This is a genomic window from Streptomyces sp. NPDC060366, from assembly GCF_042725135.1.
GTDB lineage: Bacteria > Actinomycetota > Actinomycetes > Streptomycetales > Streptomycetaceae > Streptomyces.
The window spans coordinates 412,367-431,424 of sequence record NZ_JBHXDC010000002.1; the positions used below are offsets into that span (position 1 = coordinate 412,367).

16 protein-coding genes are annotated in these 19,058 nt (G+C 71.1%); 8 read left to right on the forward strand and 8 right to left on the reverse strand.

Annotation, left to right across the window (positions count from 1 at the left end):
* Window positions 1-258 precede the first annotated feature (258 nt).
* Window positions 259-1,455 (forward strand): quinolinate synthase NadA, encoded by a 1,197-nt coding sequence (gene nadA / locus ACFWHU_RS06565; protein WP_385803128.1) that lies wholly within the window; start codon window positions 259-261, stop codon window positions 1,453-1,455.
* Window positions 1,456-1,571: 116 nt separating this feature from the next.
* On the opposite strand, the gene ACFWHU_RS06570 is transcribed toward nadA, so the two are convergent.
* From ACFWHU_RS06570 to ACFWHU_RS06590, 5 genes are all read right to left on the reverse strand, one after another.
* The gene (locus ACFWHU_RS06570; protein WP_387224164.1) at window positions 1,572-4,754 is read right to left on the reverse strand and encodes an efflux RND transporter permease subunit; all 3,183 of its coding nucleotides are present in this window, start codon (window positions 4,752-4,754) and stop codon (window positions 1,572-1,574) included.
* A gap of 145 nt (window positions 4,755-4,899) precedes the next feature.
* Window positions 4,900-5,586: a response regulator gene (locus ACFWHU_RS06575; protein WP_383838504.1), complete on the reverse strand. Its 687-nt coding sequence runs from the start codon at window positions 5,584-5,586 to the stop codon at window positions 4,900-4,902.
* Window positions 5,583-6,827: a sensor histidine kinase gene (locus tag ACFWHU_RS06580; RefSeq protein WP_385803124.1), complete on the reverse strand. Its 1,245-nt coding sequence runs from the start codon at window positions 6,825-6,827 to the stop codon at window positions 5,583-5,585. Before ACFWHU_RS06580 ends, ACFWHU_RS06575 begins: the two co-directional genes overlap by 4 nt.
* A gap of 112 nt (window positions 6,828-6,939) precedes the next feature.
* Window positions 6,940-7,221 (reverse strand): hypothetical protein, encoded by a 282-nt coding sequence (locus ACFWHU_RS06585; RefSeq protein ID WP_385803122.1) that lies wholly within the window; start codon window positions 7,219-7,221, stop codon window positions 6,940-6,942.
* Window positions 7,222-7,230: 9 nt separating this feature from the next.
* Window positions 7,231-8,028, reverse strand: a complete 798-nt coding sequence (locus ACFWHU_RS06590) for a PspA/IM30 family protein (RefSeq protein WP_078077723.1) — start codon at window positions 8,026-8,028, stop codon at window positions 7,231-7,233.
* A gap of 272 nt (window positions 8,029-8,300) precedes the next feature.
* On the opposite strand from ACFWHU_RS06590, the gene ACFWHU_RS06595 reads away from it, so the two are divergent.
* On the forward strand, window positions 8,301-8,897 hold the full coding sequence (locus ACFWHU_RS06595; protein ID WP_385803120.1) for a DUF3043 domain-containing protein: 597 nt from the start codon (window positions 8,301-8,303) through the stop codon (window positions 8,895-8,897).
* 50 nt (window positions 8,898-8,947) lie between these two features.
* Window positions 8,948-9,691: a class I SAM-dependent methyltransferase gene (locus tag ACFWHU_RS06600; protein WP_385803157.1), complete on the forward strand. Its 744-nt coding sequence runs from the start codon at window positions 8,948-8,950 to the stop codon at window positions 9,689-9,691.
* An 82-nt stretch (window positions 9,692-9,773) separates the two neighbouring features.
* Here the strand turns inward: ACFWHU_RS06600 and ACFWHU_RS06605 are convergent, their stop codons facing one another.
* Window positions 9,774-10,001, reverse strand: coding sequence for a hypothetical protein (locus ACFWHU_RS06605; protein ID WP_078077720.1), 228 nt, complete (start codon window positions 9,999-10,001; stop codon window positions 9,774-9,776).
* 93 nt (window positions 10,002-10,094) lie between these two features.
* Between ACFWHU_RS06605 and ACFWHU_RS06610 the strand changes: the two genes are divergently transcribed.
* Both ACFWHU_RS06610 and cobT read left to right on the forward strand, forming a co-directional pair.
* Window positions 10,095-11,363: a bifunctional adenosylcobinamide kinase/adenosylcobinamide-phosphate guanylyltransferase gene (locus ACFWHU_RS06610; RefSeq protein WP_385803119.1), complete on the forward strand. Its 1,269-nt coding sequence runs from the start codon at window positions 10,095-10,097 to the stop codon at window positions 11,361-11,363.
* Between the two features lie 58 nt (window positions 11,364-11,421).
* A complete protein-coding gene (gene cobT, locus ACFWHU_RS06615) occupies window positions 11,422-12,528 on the forward strand; it encodes a nicotinate-nucleotide--dimethylbenzimidazole phosphoribosyltransferase (RefSeq protein ID WP_387224462.1) in 1,107 nt (368 codons plus the stop codon).
* A 339-nt stretch (window positions 12,529-12,867) separates the two neighbouring features.
* Here cobT and ACFWHU_RS06620 read toward each other — a convergent pair whose 3' ends face one another.
* Entirely contained in the window at window positions 12,868-13,641 is a 774-nt protein-coding gene (locus ACFWHU_RS06620; protein WP_387224165.1) for a hypothetical protein, read from the reverse strand.
* A gap of 100 nt (window positions 13,642-13,741) precedes the next feature.
* Between ACFWHU_RS06620 and ACFWHU_RS06625 the strand changes: the two genes are divergently transcribed.
* Window positions 13,742-14,539, forward strand: a complete 798-nt coding sequence (locus ACFWHU_RS06625) for an adenosylcobinamide-GDP ribazoletransferase (protein ID WP_385803115.1) — start codon at window positions 13,742-13,744, stop codon at window positions 14,537-14,539.
* 60 nt (window positions 14,540-14,599) lie between these two features.
* Here the strand turns inward: ACFWHU_RS06625 and ACFWHU_RS06630 are convergent, their stop codons facing one another.
* Window positions 14,600-15,421, reverse strand: a complete 822-nt coding sequence (locus ACFWHU_RS06630) for an endo alpha-1,4 polygalactosaminidase (RefSeq protein ID WP_385803113.1) — start codon at window positions 15,419-15,421, stop codon at window positions 14,600-14,602.
* Window positions 15,422-15,676: 255 nt separating this feature from the next.
* On the opposite strand from ACFWHU_RS06630, the gene ACFWHU_RS06635 reads away from it, so the two are divergent.
* Together ACFWHU_RS06635 and lpdA are read left to right on the forward strand one after the other, a co-directional pair.
* Complete coding sequence (locus ACFWHU_RS06635; protein WP_387224166.1) at window positions 15,677-17,221, forward strand: leucyl aminopeptidase; 1,545 nt, start codon at window positions 15,677-15,679, stop codon at window positions 17,219-17,221.
* A 408-nt stretch (window positions 17,222-17,629) separates the two neighbouring features.
* The gene (lpdA, locus tag ACFWHU_RS06640; RefSeq protein ID WP_385803109.1) at window positions 17,630-19,018 is read left to right on the forward strand and encodes a dihydrolipoyl dehydrogenase; all 1,389 of its coding nucleotides are present in this window, start codon (window positions 17,630-17,632) and stop codon (window positions 19,016-19,018) included.
* Window positions 19,019-19,058: the final 40 nt, after the last annotated feature.

Genomic DNA, 19,058 nt, shown 5'->3' on the forward strand with positions numbered 1-19,058 from the left:
CCTCCCCGCCGAAGCAGGGGAAGAACGGACTCATTGCCGACAGCTACAACCGTCACGGCCGCGGAATCATTCCGGGCGCGCCGCTCGCCTCGTCTGTCGCTCTTCTCTTCATGCTCGCACACCCGGCTCCGGAGCGGCACCGACCGCCGTTCCCGGGAATGCGTCACATCGACGCTATCGACATCGTCAAAGTGACGTGAAGCGGTTATGATAGATAACGTCAATTAGACGAAAAGGCTCCTCCGCAGAGAAGAAAGGGTGCGTGACGTGACCACGGCCCAAGCCCGTCAGGATCTCGCTGTACAGCCCACGCCCCTCGCACTGCTCCTGCTCGGCCGCGAGGCCGACACCCGGAGCGAGCGCGGCGTGGAGTGCCCCGGTGACCTGCCGTCGCCGTCCGACCCGGATCTGGTCGAACGCGCCCGCGCGGCGAAGGAGAAGCTCGGGGAGAAGGTCTTCATCCTCGGCCACCACTACCAGCGCGACGAGGTCATCCAGTTCGCCGACGTGACCGGGGACTCGTTCAAGCTCGCCAAGGACGCCGCCGCGCGCCCCGAGGCCGAGTACATCGTCTTCTGCGGCGTGCACTTCATGGCCGAGTCGGCGGACATCCTGACGGCCGACGAGCAGAAGGTCGTCCTGCCCGACCTGGCCGCGGGCTGTTCGATGGCGGACATGGCGACGGCCGAGCAGGTCGCCGAGTGCTGGGACGTGCTGACCGAGGCCGGCATAGCCGAGCGGGTCGTCCCCGTCTCGTACATGAACTCCTCCGCCGACATCAAGGCGTTCACCGGCAAGCACGGCGGCACCATCTGCACCTCGTCCAACGCCGAGCGCGCACTCAACTGGGCCTTCGAGCAGGGCGACAAGGTCCTCTTCCTCCCCGACCAGCACCTGGGGCGCAACACGGCCGTACGGGACCTGGGGCTGTCGCTGGAGGACTGCGTCCTCTACAACCCGCACAAGCCGAACGGCGGCCTGACGGCCGAGGAGCTGCGGAACGCGAAGATGATCCTGTGGCGCGGGCACTGCTCCGTGCACGGCCGTTTCTCGCTGGACTCCGTCAACGAGGTCCGCGAGCGGGTCCCCGGGGTGAACGTGCTGGTGCACCCGGAGTGCAAGCACGAGGTCGTCTCCGCCGCCGACTACGTGGGCTCGACGGAGTACATCATCAAGATGCTTCAGGAGGCGCCGTCAGGTTCGAAGTGGGCGATCGGCACCGAGCTGAATCTGGTGCAGCGCCTGGCGAACCGATTCGCCGCCGACGACAAGGAGATCGTCTTCCTCGACAGGACGGTCTGCTTCTGCTCGACGATGAACCGCATCGACCTGCCGCACCTCGTGTGGACGCTCGAATCGCTCGCCGAGGGCAAGGACATCAACCGGATCCAGGTCGAGAAGGAGACGGCGGACCTCGCCCAGCTCGCGCTGGAGCGGATGCTGGCGCTGCCGTAGCCGACAGGTCGCACAAGCTGTAAAGGCCGTGAAGGCCGTGAAGGCCGTGAAGGAAACAGCGGTAAGGGGCGCGCGCCATTGGCGGGCGCCCCTTACTCATTCACTCATCCGCCCGGTCAGGCGTTGACCGGCTCCGGCGACGGCTTGGGGCGCGGCGTCTCGCCGCCACCCTTCCCGTCGTCCCCGCCGTCGGACTTCGCCGCCCGCTTCGCCGCCTTCTTCTTGGCGCGGCGCTCCTTGCGGAGCTCGACCATCGAGTACAGCGTCGGCACCAGCAGCAGCGTCAGCAGCGTCGACGTCAGCAGACCGCCGATCACCACCACGGCCAGCGGCTGTCCGATGAAGCCGCCCTCGCCGGTGATCCCCATCGCCATCGGAAGCAGCGCGAAGATCGTGGCAAGCGCGGTCATCAGGATGGGCCGCAGACGGTGCCTGCCACCCTCGATGACCGCCTCGACCACACCGAGCCCCTGCGACCTGTACTGGTTGATCAGGTCGATCAGCACGATCGCGTTGGTCACCACGATGCCGATCAGCATCAGCATGCCGATCATCGCCGGCACACCCAGCGGCGTACCGGTGACGAGCAGCAGACCGATCGCGCCGGTCGCCGCGAACGGGATGGAGACCAGCAGGATCATCGGCTGGACCAGCGACCTGAACGTGCCGACCAGCAGCATGAAGACGATCGCGACGGCCGCCAGCATGGCGAGCGCCAGCTGGAGGAACGCCTCGTCCTGGTCCTCGGACACGCCGCCGATGGAGGCGGTCGCCCCCTCCGGCAGGTCGAGCGCGCTGATCTTCGTCTGGAGCGTGGTGCCGACCGCGCCGGTGTTGTCACCGACGGGCCTGGCCGAGATCGTCGCGGCCCTGGAGCCGTCGATCCGGGTCATCGACAGCGGACCCGGCGCCAGCTTCACCTCGGCGATCTGACCGAGCTTCACACCGCCCAGCGGCAGCGCCTTCAGCTCGGCGATCGTCGTGGCCGGCTTCGCGGACGTGACGTACACGTCGCGCTCGGTGTCACCGAGGATCGCCTTGCCCGACGGGGTGCCGCGTACGGCCTGGCCGACGGCCATGCCGAGCGTGGCGTCGTTGAACCCGGCGTCGGCGGCCTTCTCGTTGGCCTTGACCGAGATGCGCGGGATGCTCTGCGCCAGGTCGCTCTGCACGTCGGTGACGTCGTCGATACCGGCGACCTCGTCCCGTACCTGCTCGGCGGCCTTCGCCAGGGTCTTGGCGTCGGACGCCTTGACGACGACGCTCAGGTCCTGGCTGCCGAAGCCGTCGCCGGCCGCGATGGTCGTCTCACCGATGCCGTCGAGCTCGCCGAGGGCCTTGTCGATGGCGTCGCTGGTCTTCTCGTACGTCCCCGAGTCCTTCAGGGTCACCTGGTAGGACGCCTGGTTGGCACCCGTACCGCCGCCGAACGCCGCCATGAAGCCGGAGGAGCCGACGGTGACCTGGTAGTCCTTGATCTCGTCGAAGCCCGCGAGGGTCTTCTCGACCTTCTTCGCCGCCGTGTCGGCCGCCTCCAGGCTGGTGCCCGGCGCCAACTCCTGCTTGACGGTGAGGACTTCCTGCTCGCCCTGGTCGAAGAAGTTGGTCTTGAGCAGCGGCGCCATGGCGAACGTGCCGAGCAGGACGACGAACGCCAGGACGATGCTGGTGATCCGGCGCCGGGTCGCGAAGCGCAGCACCTTGACGTACAGGCGCTGCATCCGGCTGTTGGACTCCTTCTCCTCCGCGATCCGCCGGGCCTCGTCCGCGTCCAGCCCGCGTACGGCCTTCGGGGCGCGCAGGAACCAGTACGAGAGCACGGGGACGACGGTGAGCGAGACGAGCAGCGACGCCAGCAGGGCCGCCGTGATCGTCAGTGAGAACGAGCCGAACAGCTCGCCCACCATGCCGCCCACGAGGCCGATCGGCAGGAACACCGCGACCGTGGTGAGCGTGGAGGCGGTGACCGCGCCCGCGACCTCCTTGACCGCGGAGGTGATCGCGAACTCGCGCTCCTCGCCGTAGCCGAGGTGCCGCTTGATGTTCTCCAGGACGACGATCGAGTCGTCGACGACGCGTCCGATCGCGATGGTGAGCGCGCCGAGCGTGAGCATGTTGAGCGACAGGTCGCGGGTCCACAGCACGATGAGCGCGAGGACGACGGAGAGCGGGATGGAGACCGCGGTGACGAGGGTGGAGCGGATCGAGGCCAGGAAGACCAGGATCACGAGAACCGCGAAGACCAGACCGAGCGCGCCCTCGGTCGTCAGGCCGGAGATCGACTTGGAGACGGCCGGGCCCTGGTCGCTGACCACGGTCAGTTCGGCGCCCTCGCCGAGGTCCTTGCGGAGATCCGGCAGCTTGTCCTTGACGGCGTCGGAGATGGCGACGGCGCTGCCGTCGTTGTCCATCGTGGCCATCACGGCGAGGCTGGGCTCACCGTTCGTACGGGTCAGGGACGTCGCCTGGGACGGCTCCTGCTCGACGGTGGCGATGTCACCCAGGCGTACGGGGCCACTGCCCTGCCCGCCGCCCTGCTCGGGCGCGCCGGCCTGCGGGCCGCCGACCCGCAGGTCCTCGATCTGCTTCAGGTCGGTGAAGCCGCCGCCGACCTGCACGGTGCGGCTCTTGCCGTCCTCGGAGAACGATCCCGCCGGGACGGTCGCGCCGCCGGCCTTCAGCGCCTCCGAGAGCGCCATGGTGTTGAGGCCCGCGGCCGCGAGCTTCTTCTCGTCGGGGGTGACGGAGACCTGGAGGTCCCTGACTCCGTCGATGGAGACCTGGCCGACGCCCTCGATGTCCTCGAGGGCCGGGACGACGGTGCGCTCCAGCCGGTCGGCGAGCGCCTGCTGGTCCTCGCCGGAGGAGGCGGCGAGGACGACGGTCGGGATGTCGTCCGTCGAGCCGGCCACGACCTGCGGGTCGACGTCCTCGGGGAGCTGGGCACGGGCACGGTTCACGGCCTGCTGGATGTCGGCGACGAGCTGCTTCGAGCCATCTCCGCCGAAGTCGAAGCTGGCCATGATCACGGCGTTGCCCTCGCTCGCCGTGGAGGTCACGCCCGTGATGCCGTCGACGGCCTCGATGGAGGCTTCGATCGGCTCGACGACCTGCTTCTCGACCACGTCGGGCGAAGCGCCCTGGTAGGGGGCGAGAACCGAGACCATCGGAAGTTCGATGGAGGGCAGCAGCTGCTGCTTGAGCTGGGGGATCGCGATCGCTCCGAAGACGAGCGCGATGATCGATATCAGCCCTATCAGGGCCCGTTGCGCGAGGCTGAATCTGGACAGCCAGGACATGGGGTCTCTCTTCTGTGGTGTACGCGTGCAGAAGGGCGCAGGGGCCCTTCTATACGATCTGCCATCCGACACGGCCGATCGGGCGACCCCAGGTCGATTTCCTTAGGCTCCGCATACCGCGCCTGTAGTACGCAGCGGTGGGTGCCTACTCCACCCTTGGACGTACCAGGCCCGATTCATATGCGATTACCACCAATTGGGCCCTGTCCCGCGCGCCCAGCTTCGCCATGGCACGGTTGACATGGGTCTTGACGGTGAGCGGACTGACCACCAGCCGCTCCGCGATCTCGTCGTTGGAGTGGCCGCCTGCGACGAGCACGAGCACCTCGCGCTCGCGCACCGTCAGGGCGGCGAGCCGCTGGGAGTACGCGGCCGAGTCCGGCCTGTCGCCCGCGCTGTCGCCCTGCGCCAGGAAGGTGGCGATGAGGCCCTTCGTCGCGACGGGCGACAGCAGGGCCTCGCCGGCGGCGGCGATCCGGATGGCGTTGAGGAGTTCCTCGGGCTCGGCGCCCTTGCCGAGGAAACCGGAGGCGCCGGCGCGCAGCGACTGCACCACGTACTCGTCGACCTCGAAGGTCGTCAGCATGACGACCCTGACGCCGTCCAGCTCCGGGTCGGCGCTGATCATGCGGGTGGCGGCGAGCCCGTCCGTACCGGGCATGCGGATGTCCATCAGGACGACGTCGGCCTTCTCGGAGCGGGCCAGTGCCACGGCCTCGGCGCCGTCGGCGGCCTCCCCCACGACCTCCATGTCGGGCTCCGAGTCCACCAGTACCCGGAACGCGCTGCGCAGCAGTGTCTGGTCGTCGGCCAGCAGCACCCTGATCGTCATGTGTCCTCCCCCGTCCGGCCCGTACGCGCCGTGCGGACCTTGACCGGAAGTATCGCCTGCGTGCGGAAGCCGCCCCCGTAGCGGGGGCCCGCGGTGAGGGTGCCGCCGAGGGCGGTCACGCGCTCACGCATCCCGAGGAGTCCGTGGCCGCTGCCGTCGGCGGGCTCGCCGGTGCCCGTGCCGTTGTCCAGGACGGTGACCTCGACGGTCGGGCCCACCCGTACAACGCTCACCTCGGCCTTCGCGCCGGGGCCCGCGTGCTTGCGCACATTGGTCAGTGCCTCCTGGATGATCCGGTACGCCGCGAGGTCGACGGCGGCGGGCAGCCGGCTGTCCGGGTCGCCGCGGGCCACGTCGACGGGCAGGCCCGCGTGCCGGAAGGTGCCGACGAGTTCGTCGAGGAGCGCGAGACCGGGGGCCGGTTCGGTGGGGGCCGCCGGGTCGCCGGACTGGCGGAGCAGCCCGACCGTGGCGCGCAGTTCGTTGAGCGCGGAGCGGCTGGCCTCGCGTACGTGCGCCAGTGCCTCCTTGGCCTGGTCGGGGCGCTTGTCCATGACGTGCGACGCGACGCCCGCCTGGACGTTGACCAGCGCGATGTGGTGCGCGACGACGTCGTGCAAATCGCGGGCGATCCGCAGCCGCTCCTCGGCGACCCGGCGGCGCGCCTCCTCTTCGCGGGTGCGTTCCGCGCGCTCGGCACGCTCGCGTATGGCGTCGATGAAGGCGCGGCGGCTCCGCACGGCGTCGCCCGCGGCGCCGGCCATCCCGGTCCAGGCGAAGATCCCCAGGTTCTCCTGCGCGTACCAGGGGGTGGGTCCGGAGAGCATCGCGGCGAGCGTCAGCGTGGCCATCGTTACCAGGCCGACCCGCCAGGTGGTGGGGCGGTCGGTGCGCGAGGCGACGGTGTAGAGGGCGATGACACAGCTCATCGCGACCGGCGACACCGCGTCGTTCATCAGCAGTTCGGCGACGCTCACGGCTCCGGTGAAGACGAGGACCGGGAAGGGGTTGCGGCGCCGGAAGACGAGCGCGCCCGCACCGAGGACCATCAGGAGCACGCTGCGCAGCCCCGGCACCTCCTGGTCGAAGGCGGGCAACGCGTCATGGCGCGGGCGCGGTTCGGCGAACGCGCCCGCCACCATGCAGACCAGTACGGCCGCGGCCAGCCCGGCGTCGAACGCGAGCGGGTGGGCCCGCAGCCAGCTTCTTATGCGGTCGAAGCCGGTTCCGAGTGACGTCACAACCGGCAACGGTACGCCGGTGGCCGGTTGTGACGGCACAGCACGATGCCCCGTGCGCGGGGGCACGGGGCATCGGGAGTGCCGGAGAGCGGGGTGCGGGACGACCGGAGGGTCAGGGAGAGGGGATCAGACCGTCGTCGCTGAGCAGTGCGCGCACCTCTTCGAGCGTGGCGCCCGGTGCGGGCAGAATCAGCCCCGACGGCTCCAGGGAGTCGTCGGGCACCGGGTCGCCCAGTTCGCGCACCTTATCGAGAAGCGCGTGGAAGGTCCGGCGGAAGCCGTCCCCGTCGTCCGCGTTGATCTCGGCGAGGAGTTCGTCGTCGAGCTTGTCCAGTTCGGCCAGGTGGCTGTCCGCGAGCTTCACCTGGCCCTCCCCCATGATCCGTACGATCATGACGCGCCCTTAGCTCTTGTCGAATTTGTTCGGAGTACCCGAGGACTGCGCGTCGTCCTGCCGGTCGGCCGCACCACCCTCGATGGCCTGCTGCGACGACGATCCGCCCGCCAGCTCGGCCTTCATCCGCTGAAGCTCCAGCTCTACATCCGTACCACCGGAGATCCGGTCCAGCTCGGCGGCGATGTCGTCCTTCGCCAGCCCCGAGTGGTCGTCCAGGGCGCCGGACGCGAGCAGCTCGTCGATCGCGCCGGCCCGCGCCTGGAGCTGCGCGGTCTTGTCCTCGGCACGCTGGATGGCCATGCCGACGTCGCCCATCTCCTCGGAGATGCCCGAGAAGGCCTCCCCGATCCGGGTCTGCGCCTGCGCGGCCGTGTAGGTGGCCTTGATGGTCTCCTTCTTCGTACGGAAGGCGTCGACCTTGGCCTGGAGACGCTGGGCCGCGAGAGTGAGCTTCTCCTCCTCGCCCTGCAACGTGGTGTGCTGCGTCTCCAGATCGCTGACCTGCTGCTGGAGCGCGGCGCGACGGGACAGCGCCTCACGCGCCAGATCCTCGCGGCCGAGCGCCAGTGCCTTGCGGCCCTGGTCCTCCAGCTTGGTGGACTGGCCCTGGAGCTGGTTCAGCTGCAGTTCCAGGCGCTTGCGCGACGTGGCCACATCGGCGACACCGCGCCGTACCTTCTGAAGCAGCTCAAGCTGCTTCTGGTACGAGTAGTCGAGGGTTTCGCGCGGATCCTCAGCCCTGTCCAGGGCCTTGTTGGCCTTCGCGCGGAAGATCATTCCCATACGTTTCATCACACCGCTCATGGGCTTCGCGCGCCCCCTTCTGACGGACTCCGGATCCAGCACTCCTACAGAACCCACAGTACGGGCCCTGCCTCTATTACCGCACTGTTCGGGCACGGATGGGCTCATCCCCAAGGACGACTGACCCCCGCTCCGGTCCGGCGCAGGGAGTAGGTGATCTTCGGGGGCGGAGGGGGCTAAGTCCCCTCTGTACCAGTAAGGACGTCGTCCGTTGCCGGATCGTTCCCCTCGGGGGTGGGGCGCCGCAGGGGAACCCCGTACCCTTGGGCTTTGTGTTCCGTAGCCGCTCCAAGGACGAGAAGGCCCCCACCGGCAAGGTGACGGCGGACCTCTCCACGCAGACCCGTGACCCGCAGGCCCCGAAGGGCCGCCCGACCCCCAAGCGCAGTGAGGCCCAGACGCAGCGACGCCGTGCCTCGACGACGCCGACCGACCGCAAGTCGGCGATGAAGAAGCAGCGCGAGGCGCGCCGTATCGATCTGGCGAAGCAGCGTCAGGCGCTGGCCAGCGGCGACGAGCGCTATCTGCCGGCCCGTGACAAGGGCCCGGTGCGGCGCTTCGTCCGCGACTACGTGGACGCGCGCTTCTGCATGGCCGAGTTCTTCCTGCCGCTCGCCGTGATCATCCTCGTACTGAGCATGGTCCGCGTCGGTCAGCTCCAGAACATCGCGCTGCTGCTCTGGCTGGGCATCATCGTGCTGATCGTCGTCGACTCCATCGGCATCTGGATCCGGCTGAAGAAGCAGCTCGCCATCCGCTTCCCGAACGAGCCCAAGCGCGGCGCCATCGCCTACGCCCTGATGCGTACGCTCCAGATGCGCCGACTGCGTCTGCCCAAGCCGCAGGTCAAGCGCGGGGACCGGCCCTGAGCACTGGGGCATCCGGCTTCGCGGGGGGTTCGGCCGACTGGCTGGCCGGACTGGCGGGGCTGCGGAACGTCGTCCGTCAGGAGCTGGTCTCCCGGCAGCTCGACGAACAGCTGACCTCGCGCTATCCGGTCGGACAGCGGCTGCGGGTCCTGGACGTCGGCATGGGCCAGGGCACCCAGGCCCTGCGTCTGGCTCGCGCCGGGCACACGGTGACCGGGCTGGAGTCCGATCCCGAGATGATGGCCGCGGCCCGCGAATCGCTGGAGGTCGAGCCCGCCGGGATCCGTGAGCGGGTCAGGCTGGTCGAGGGAGACGGCCTCCACACGGGTGTGCACTTCCTGCCGGGCAGTTTCGACGTGGTGCTCTGCCACGGCGTGCTGATGTATGTCGAGGAGCCGGACGCGATGCTCGCGGGTCTGGCCAGGATGCTGGCACCCGGCGGGCTGCTCTCGCTGCTCGTACGGAACGCGGACGCGCTCGCCCTGCGGCCGGGCATCGCCGGGGACTGGGCGGGGGCGCTGGACGCCTTCGACTCCCCCTCGTACACGAACAGGATCGGTCTGCCGGTCCGCGCGGACCGGCTGTCCGCGCTGACGGCGACGCTCGCGGGGATCGCCGCACCGCTGCACACCTGGTACGGGGTGCGCGTCTTCTCCGACAACATATCCAACGACTCCGAGCTGCCCCCGCCCGCCGAACTGGAGCGGCTGCTCGCCGCCGAGGACCGGGCGGGCCGTACGGAGCCGTACCGGAGGGTCGCGGCGCTGCTGCACCTGTGCGGTGTGCGCGGGTGACGGCGACAGCCGGCCGATCCGATCGGCCGGCCGGCCCGTCCGCGGGCGACCGGCGCTCGCGGACGGACACGGACCCGCGCTGTCAGGCCTCGTCGGGCTGGGTCTCCGGGTCGGCCTGAAGGCTCATCGGCCCGTAGATCTTGGTGCCGTCGTCGAAGAGGAACACCTGGTCGGCGCCGCCCTCCAGCAGGTCCTTCCAGGCTTCGCCGATCCAGGACTCGGCGTCGCCCTGTGTGGTGAACTCCTCCGGTTCCACGGCCGGCTGGACTTCCGTCCCGTCGGCCTTCTCGAACCGCCACGTCCACGCCATGTCCGCCTCCAGGGGCCCGCCGAAATGATCTGTTTGCTGCCCGCAGCGTAGCCGGGCGCGCACCCAGCGCGGTGACACGGGAGGATCGACCGCGTGGAACTGACTCTGCTCGGCACCGGAGCCCCCGACGGGCTCCCCCGCCCCCACTGCCCCTGCGCCGCGTGCGCCACCGCCCGCGGCCCCCTCGCGCGGGCGGCGACCGCGCTGCTCGTGGACGGTGCGGTGCTGCTCGACCTCACCCCCGGTGCCGCGCTCGCCGCCGCGCGGGCCGGGCACTCGCTGACCGGCGTACGGCAGGTGCTGCTCACGCATCCGCACGACGGCCCGCCCGTGGAGCTGCCCGCCGGACTGCCGACGGCCGGACGGGTCGCGGACGGGCGGGTGCTGACGCTGATCAGCGGACACCGGGTGCGGGCCGTGCCGATGGACTCCCCCGGCACGGGTTACGAGGTGACGGCCCCCGGCGGCGAACGGCTGCTGTACCTGCCGCCGGGCGGTGCCCCCGCGGGACTCCCCACCGGCAACGGGAACGGCGACCCCGCCGGTGGTGGGACGGGACGGGGCGGCGCGCGTTCCGCGCGGGACGCCGCGCCCGCGCCGTACGACATGCTCGTCGCCGATGTGATCGGCCGCCCCGACGCACTGGCCCGGCTGCGCGCCGCCGGATCGGTCGGCCCGACCACCGATGTCATCGCCGTCCACATCGGTCACGACGTGCCGCCGGGCGAGGAGTTGGACCGCCGGCTGGCGGCGGCGGGCGCGCGGGCCGTGCCGGACGGGACGACGCTGACGGTCGGTGAGTACCACGCCGTACCCGATCTGCCGCGCCGCACGCTGGTGACGGGCGGCGCGCGCTCCGGGAAGTCCCTGGAGGCCGAGCGGCGGCTGGCCGCGTTCCCCGGCGTGCTGTACGTGGCGACCGGCGGCGCGCGGGACGGCGACCCGGAGTGGCGGGCCAGGGTCTCCACGCACCGCGACCGCCGGCCGGGGTCCTGGCGGACCGCCGAGACCTGCGACCTGACGCCTCTGCTGGCCGACGAGGGCCCGCCCCTGCTCGTCGACTGTCTGTCGCTGTGGCTGACGGACGCGATGGACCGGGTGGGCGCCTGGGACGACGCGGCGTGGGCGGCGGGCGGCGAGGAGGCGCTGCGGGAGCGGACGGGCGAGCTGGTCGGCGCCGTACGCGCGACGCGCCGCACGGTGGTCCTGGTGACCAACGAGGCCGGTTCGGGCGTGGTGCCCGCGACGGCCTCAGGCAGGCGTTTCCGGGACGAGTTGGGGCGGCTGAACGCGGCCGTGGCCGCCGAGTGCGAACACGTCCTGCTGGTCGTCGCCGGGCAGGCGCTCACACTGCGCGGCTGACGGCGGGCGGGCCGGTACGAGCGGCGGCGCTGCCGGTACTGTTCGGCGAATGAGCTCGCTGAATCTCGACGACTTCTCCGATCTGATCGAGCGCCCCGACGGCGGTCTGCGGCGTGACGCCGAGGAACGCCGCGAGCGGCTGATCGTCCCGCCCGGCGCGCTGGGCCGGCTCGACGAACTGGCCGAGTGGCTGTCGGCCGCCCAGGCGACCGTGCCCGTCAAGGCCATCGAGCAGCCGCGCGTGGTGATCTTCGCCGGTGACCACGGTGTCGCCTCGCTGAACGTCTCGGCGCGCCCGGCCGGGAGCACGCATCTGCTGGTGCGCGCGGTACTTGAGGGCGAGAGCCCCGTGGCCGTGCTGGCGCGCCGCGCGGGGGTGCCGGTACGGATCGTGGACGCCGGTCTCGACTGCGATCCGGAGCTGCTTCCCACCGAGGTCGTACGCCACCGGGTGCGGCGCGGCAGCGGGCGTATCGACGTCGAGGACGCGCTGACGATCGAGGAGGCCGAGCAGGCCGTACGGCTCGGCATGGCGATCGCCGACGAGGAGGCCGACTCCGGCACGGATCTCGTCGTCCTCGGTGACTTGAGTGTCGGCGGGACGACAGCGGCCTCCGCCCTGATCGCGGCGCTGTGCGGCACGGACGCCTCCGTGGTCACGGGGCGCGGCGGCGCGGGGATCGACGACCTCGCGTGGATGCGCAAGTGCGCGGCGATCAGGGACGCGCTGCGCAGGGCGCGGCCGGTGCTCGGTGACCAGTTGGAGCTGCTGGCGACGGTGGGCGGCGCGGATCTGGCGGCGACGACCGGGTTCCTGCTCCAGAGCGCGGTGCGGCGGATGCCGGTGATCCTGGACGGCGTCGTGTCGGCGGCGTGCGCGCTGGTCGGCCAGCGGGCGGCGTTCCGGGCACCGGACTGGTGGCTGGCGGGCCAGGTGAGCGGGGAGCCGGCGCAGGGCAAGGCGCTGGACCGGATGGCGATCAATCCGCTGCTCGACCACGGGGTGATCGTGGGCGAGGGGACGGGTGCGCTGCTGGCGCTGCCGATGGTGCGGGCCGCCGCGGCGCTGGCGGCGGAACTGCCGGAGCGACCGGAGACGCCGGATCCCGACGGCGCGGCGCCGGAGTCCGAGGCGGAGAGCGCCGGCATCGAGGACGTCACCTAGGGCCTGTCGTTCGGATCTTGCCGGGCTCGCGGCCCCTGGCACGCACGCCCGCCGCGTTGTCGTCGGTCGCCAACGCTCCGCATTGTCTCCCTCCTCCGCCTTGCGACCGCACGCACCAGACCCCACTCCCTGATCCGGCCTGATCCAAACGACAGGCCCTAGGGCGGTGCCAGCGGGCGTTCATCGGGCCGCGGGGCCACGGCGCGGGCGGGAGGGACGGCGCGGCCCCCGGTGGCGACCGGGGTCGGGCTCGGAGCCGTAAATCCCGATGCCCTTGCCCGCAGGACCGTCCGCCGCGATCCTGCTGACCGCCGCGGTGCGCGCGCCGACGGACGCGGCTCAGCGCGGGGGCGCGGGTGTCGCGTCCCGCTTCCGCTCGTCGTCCGGGGCGCCGCCGATCCAGTCCTGCACGCGGCGGCGTGGGGCGGACCAGCGGCGGTCGCGGTGGTACGCGCGCAGCGTCATCCGGGCGCGCGCCCGGTGGCGGCGCCGGTAGAACCGGCGGGCCCAGGGCGACCCCGGCCGCGCCAGTCTCAGCGCGGCGACGATCGCCACCGGGGGCACCAGCGTGCCCACGAGCGCCATCCAGAGCTTCCCCTTGGACAGCGCGATCAGTACGAAGACGAAGCTGAGGACCAGACTCAGCAGCAGCGAAACCCGGTCCTGCCGTTCCTCCGGCGACAGCGAGTCGACGCCCAGCGGCGAGAAGCCGCTCAGTACGAGGAGCGCGAGCGCGGCGGCGAGGACAACGACCTCCACGCTCCGCCGGCCCTGCTCGGTCCAGTACACGTCGTCCAGGTGCAGGATCAGCGCGAACTCGTCGAGGACCAGACCCGCGCCCATCCCGAAGATCACCGCGCACACCGCCGCCCCGACCCCGTGCCTGTCGCTGCCGACCGCGCCGAAGCCGCCGATCACCATGAGCACCACGCCGGGCACCACGTGGTGGATGTGCATCCCGCCGGGCCGGACGTTGCGGAACGGCCCCTTCCCCGCGCGGATGAGCCGGGTGATCATCCGTGTGATCAGGAAGGTCAGTACGAAGGAGACCAGCGCGAGCAGCATGGGCACCTTGCCCGGCTCGACGAAGTTCTGGTGGAACCAGGAACCCATGCCACCCGCCTCCGTTTTGGCACGCTTTGCACAACTATGGGCAACCTATCGTCTGAGCACCCGTCCGCCCGCCCACCCCCTCCCGGCTACTGTTCGCGCGATGAGCGCCCCCCGTTCCACGCACGCGGCGGCCGACGGCATACGGTTCGCCTTCGGCACGCTCACCGCGCTCCCGGTCCGGGTCACCCGCTGGGACCGCGACGCCGCCCGCGCCGGGATGCTGGCGGCGCCACTGGCCGGCCTCGTCGTCGGCCTGTGCGCGGCCGCCGTGGGCGGGCTGCTGCTCCTGGCGGGCACGGGCCCGCTGCTCGCCGCCGTGGCCACCACCGCCGTCCCCGCCGTGCTCACCCGGGGGCTGCATCTGGACGGTCTGGCCGACACCGCCGACGGCCTCGGCAGTGCGAAACCGGCCGAGGACGCACTGCGGATCATGAAGCGGTCGGACATCGGCCCCTTCGGTGTGATCACTCTGCTGCTCGTCCTGCTGGCGCAGGTGGCCGCGCTGACGGAGCTGTACGACGAGGGCTGGGCGTACGGCGCCGTCGCCGCCGCCCTCGCGGCCGTCACCGCGCGGCTCGCCCTCACGCTGGCCGCGCGCGGCGGCGTGCCCCCCGCGCGGCCCGACGGTCTGGGCGCCGCCGTCGCGGGCTCCGTGCCCGCGCGGACGGCGGCGCTCGCCGCGCTGCTGGTGACGGCGGTCGCCGCTGCGGCGTGCGGCGGCCTGTTCGGCTGGTACGGCGCCCTGCACCACGCCCTGGCCCTGGCCGCCGGCCTCGGGGCCGCGCAGTGGCTTCTCGCGCACTGCGTACGCCGCTTCGGCGGTGTCACGGGGGACGTCTTCGGCGGGCTCGCCGAGACGGCGGCCACCGCGGCCCTGGTCGTCCTGACCCTGGGCTGACGGGCCTTCAGTTGACCGGCTGACGGCCTCCCGGCCGGCGGCCCCTCAACTGAGGCCCCCTCAGCAGGCCTTGCGCCAGACCCCCAGCTCGTACTCCTTCAGCATCGCGCTCAGCTTCAGCCGCCTCGCCTCGGGACAGAACCGCCGCGTCGGCAGCTCGTACTCCACATGGAAGACCGCTTTGCCCGCCTCGATGAACGGCGTCAGCTCGGCGCACTCCTCGTACTGCGCGCACTGTTCGTTGACCGCGAAGTCGAAGTCCCCGACCAGCTCCGGGATTTGGGGGAGGTCGTTCTTGAGGCCGACGGACAGCCCGCGTTCGTGGGCGAGGCGGGCGACGAGCCGGTTGTAGCGGAGCTGGTCGGCGGCGGTGAGGGGGAACCCGGTGGAGTTGCGGTAGCCGTCCATGTTGTCGGGCTCCACCGCGTCGAAGCCCTTCTTCTTACACATGTCGATCCGTTCGGCCATCAACGGTTCGAGGACGTCCGTACGGCGGATGTCCAGCCATCGCTCGCCCTCCCAGCCGTTCCCCTTGCCCAGCAGGGACTTGGGGAACTTGGCGGCGTCCGGCCGGAAGTCCTCCCAGGCGCCGGTGGAGAGGTAGCAGATGACCTTGCGTCCCCGGCTGTGGAGATCGGCGACCGCCGACGCGGGATGGTCGAAGCCGTCGATGTCGTAGACGGGGACGTCCACGGTGGGGTCCAGCGCGCCGCTGAGCTGCCACTGCCAGTCGAGCCCCGGCTCCGGCCGCCAGCGCTCCCCCGCGCTCGCGCTCGCACCGTCGCCGTCCGGCCCGGGGGTGGCACCCGGCCGGGCGCCACCGGCGCAGCCGCCCACGAGCAGCAGCGACATGAGGAGGAGAAGTGGGAGCGGGGTCTTCACGGCTGTCGCGGGTCCTTCGTGCTCGGTTCATGATCGTCGGGCCGGGGCCCGCCTCAGCAGATCACACGCGGCGGACCGCATACGGACACATACGGTTCCGGCCGAGCACGACCGCCGCCGTGAGGGAGGGCGTGCACCGCGCGTAGGCTCGTTCCAGGTGTTCCGCGGGCCGAATTACGATGCGGCGGGCACGGCCGGGCCTGCGAAAGACCGGCTTCCGCCGAAGAACTTCTATGGAAGCGAGATTTCACCACCGTGACTGCTCTCACTCTCAGCACAGCCGGCGCTGCGACGTTGCGCGCCGACGCGATCGTCGTCGGCGTCGCGAAGGGCGCCAAGGGCCCGACGGTCGCGCCGGGCGCCGAGGCCGTGGACAAGGCGTACGACGGCAAGCTCGCCTCCGTCCTGGAGTCCCTCGGCGCCACGGGTGCCGAGGGCGAGGCGACCAAGCTCCCCGCACCGTCCGGCCTCAAGGTCCCGATCGTCATCGCCGTCGGTCTCGGCACCGTCCCGGAGAAGGACGAGGCGTACGGCGCCGAGACCCTCCGCCGCGCCGCCGGTGTCGGCGCCCGCACGCTCTCCGGTGCCAAGAAGGCCGCGTTCGCGCTGCCCCTGGAGGGGGCAGAGGACATCGAGGCCGTCGCGGAGGGCGCGCTGCTCGGCGCGTACGCCTTCACCGTCTACCGCGGCACGGAGAAGTCCGCCAAGTCCGCCGGCGACAAGGGCGACGGCGGTGTGAAGCAGCCGCTCGGTGAGGTCACGCTGCTCGGCGCGAAGCCGCGCGACAAGGCGCACAAGGCCGCGGTCGAGCGCGCGATCTCGCTGACCGAGGAGATCAACCGCGCCCGCGACCTGATCAACACCCCGCCGAACGACCTCTACCCGGAGACGTTCGCCGCGATCGCGACGGCGGCCGGCAAGGAGCACGGCGTCAAGGTCCAGGTCACCGACGAGAAGGCGCTCGTCAAGGGCGGCTACGGCGGTCTCCTCGGCGTCGGCCAGGGCTCGGAGCACGGCCCGCGCCTCGTACGCCTGGAGTACACGCACGCCAAGGCGAAGAAGACGATCGCCCTCGTGGGCAAGGGCATCACCTACGACTCGGGCGGCATCTCGCTCAAGCCGCCGGGCCACAACGAGACGATGAAGTGCGACATGAGCGGCGCCGCCGCCGTCCTCGCCGCCGTCGTGTCGGCGGCCCGGCTGGGTCTCCAGGTCAATGTGACCGGCTGGCTCGCGCTCGCCGAGAACATGCCGTCGGGCACCGCGACGCGCCCCGGCGACGTCCTGCGCATGTACAGCGGCAAGACCGTCGAGGTCCTGAACACCGACGCCGAGGGCAGGCTCGTCCTCGCGGACGCGATCACCCGCGCCTCCGAGGAGAAGCCCGACGCGATCGTGGACGTGGCGACGCTGACCGGCGCCATGGTCGTGGCGCTGGGCAACCGGACGTTCGGCATCATGTCGAACGACGAGGCGTTCCGTACCTCCCTGCACGAGATCGCCGAGGAGGTCGGCGAGGCGTCCTGGCCGATGCCGCTCCCGACCGAGCTGCGCAAGGGCATGGACTCCCCCACCGCCGACATCGCGAACATGGGTGAGCGCATGGGCGGCGGCCTGGTCGCCGGACTGTTCCTCAAGGAGTTCGTGGGCGAGGGCATCACCTGGGCGCACCTCGACATCGCCGGTCCGGCCTTCCACGAAGGCGCGCCGTACGGCTACACGCCCAAGGGCGGTACGGGCTCCTCGATCCGCACGCTGGTCAGGCTCGCCGAGCGCACCGCCGCGGGCGACCTGGGCTGACCGGAGGGCGGCCGGCACCTCGGCCGCCGCCGGGAATGTGTTGCCCGCCCCGTGGGTTCCGGTCGAGTACCGGGGCTCGCGGGGCGGGCCCTTCCGCCTCCGGCGAAACCCGTGCGTGCGCACCGCACGTCCCGGCGTCGCACCCCGGATGTGCTTACGACGTGTGTACGGCGCACGTTCGGGCATCCGCACGGGCACGCGTGCGACACCGTACGAGTCAGTAACCCCTGATCGCGGCCGACCGGCCGTCTCAGACCCCGGCCCCGCGTCCCGCCGCCCTCCGACAAGTGCGAAGATGGGTTCTCGGCAGGACAGGGCCCCCACCACAGGGCCGACGAAACAGCGGCCGAACACCAGCCGCCGCCCGGTCATCGACCGCGCCCGGCGCACATGCATGGAGGACGTGACGTGGCGAACGACGCCAGCACCGTTTTCGACCTAGTGATCCTCGGCGGCGGTAGCGGCGGTTACGCCGCGGCGCTGCGCGGAGCGCAGCTGGGCCTGGACGTCGCCCTGATCGAGAAGAACAAGCTCGGCGGCACCTGCCTGCACAACGGCTGCATCCCCACGAAGGCTCTGCTGCACGCCGGCGAGATCGCCGACCAGGCGCGCGAGTCCGAGCAGTTCGGGGTCAAGGCCACCTTCGAGGGCATCGACATCGCGGGTGTCCACAAGTACAAGGACGAGGTCGTCTCCGGCCTCTACAAGGGACTTCAGGGTCTGGTCGCCTCCCGCAAGGTGACCTACATCGAGGGTGAGGGGCGGCTCTCCTCCCCGACCTCCGTCGACGTCGACGGCCGCCGTGTCCAGGGCCGTCATGTCCTGCTCGCCACCGGCTCCGTACCGAGGTCGCTGCCCGGCCTGGACATCGACGGCGAGCGGATCATCTCCTCGGACCACGCGCTGAAGCTGAACCGCGTCCCGGAGTCGGCGATCGTCCTGGGCGGCGGCGTCATCGGCGTCGAGTTCGCCTCGGCGTGGAAGTCCTTCGGCACCGACGTCACCGTCATCGAGGGCCTCAAGCACCTCGTACCGGTCGAGGACGAGAACAGCTCCAAGCTCCTGGAGCGTGCCTTCCGCAAGCGCGGTATCAAGTTCAACCTCGGCACCTTCTTCGAGAAGGCCGAGTACACGCAGGACGGTGTGCGCGTCACGCTGGCCGACGGCAAGACCTTCGACGCGGAGGTGCTGCTGGTCGCGATCGGCCGCGGCCCCGTCTCGCAGGGCCTCGGCTACGAGGAGCAGGGCGTCGCGATGGACCGCGGCTTCGTGCTCGTCGACGAATACATGCGTACGAACGTGGAGACGATCTCGGCCGTCGGCGACCTCGTCCCGACGCTCCAGCTCGCGCACGTCGGCTTCGCCGAGGGCATCCTCGTGGCGGAGCGGCTGGCGGGCCTGAAGACCGTCCCCGTCGACTACGACGGCGTGCCCCGGGTGACGTACTGCCACCCCGAGGTCGCCTCCGTCGGTATCACCGAGGCCAAGGCCAAGGAGATCTACGGTGCGGACAAGGTCGTCGCTCTGAAGTACAACCTGGCGGGCAACGGCAAGAGCAAGATCCTGAAGACCGCGGGCGAGATCAAGCTCGTCCAGGTCAAGGACGGTGCCGTGGTCGGCGTCCACATGGTCGGTGACCGTATGGGCGAGCAGGTCGGCGAAGCTCAGCTGATCTACAACTGGGAGGCTCTGCCGGCCGAGGTCGCGCAGCTCATCCACGCGCACCCGACGCAGAACGAAGCCCTCGGCGAGGCCCACCTGGCCCTGGCCGGCAAGCCGCTCCACTCCCACGACTGATGCGTCAGTCCGGGCGCGACGACCACTACCGCACTTCCCC

Coding starts and splice junctions, on each gene's coding strand:
- ACFWHU_RS06570 (WP_387224164.1), bottom strand. CDS start 4,754: ATGTCCTGGCTGTCCAGATTCAGCCTCGCGCAACGGGCCCTGATAGGG.
- ACFWHU_RS06590 (WP_078077723.1), bottom strand. CDS start 8,028: ATGAGCGGTGTGATGAAACGTATGGGAATGATCTTCCGCGCGAAGGCC.
- ACFWHU_RS06585 (WP_385803122.1), bottom strand. CDS start 7,221: ATGATCGTACGGATCATGGGGGAGGGCCAGGTGAAGCTCGCGGACAGC.
- ACFWHU_RS06625 (WP_385803115.1), top strand. CDS start 13,742: ATGAGCGCCCCCCGTTCCACGCACGCGGCGGCCGACGGCATACGGTTC.
- ACFWHU_RS06575 (WP_383838504.1), bottom strand. CDS start 5,586: ATGACGATCAGGGTGCTGCTGGCCGACGACCAGACACTGCTGCGCAGC.
- ACFWHU_RS06605 (WP_078077720.1), bottom strand. CDS start 10,001: ATGGCGTGGACGTGGCGGTTCGAGAAGGCCGACGGGACGGAAGTCCAG.
- ACFWHU_RS06620 (WP_387224165.1), bottom strand. CDS start 13,641: ATGGGTTCCTGGTTCCACCAGAACTTCGTCGAGCCGGGCAAGGTGCCC.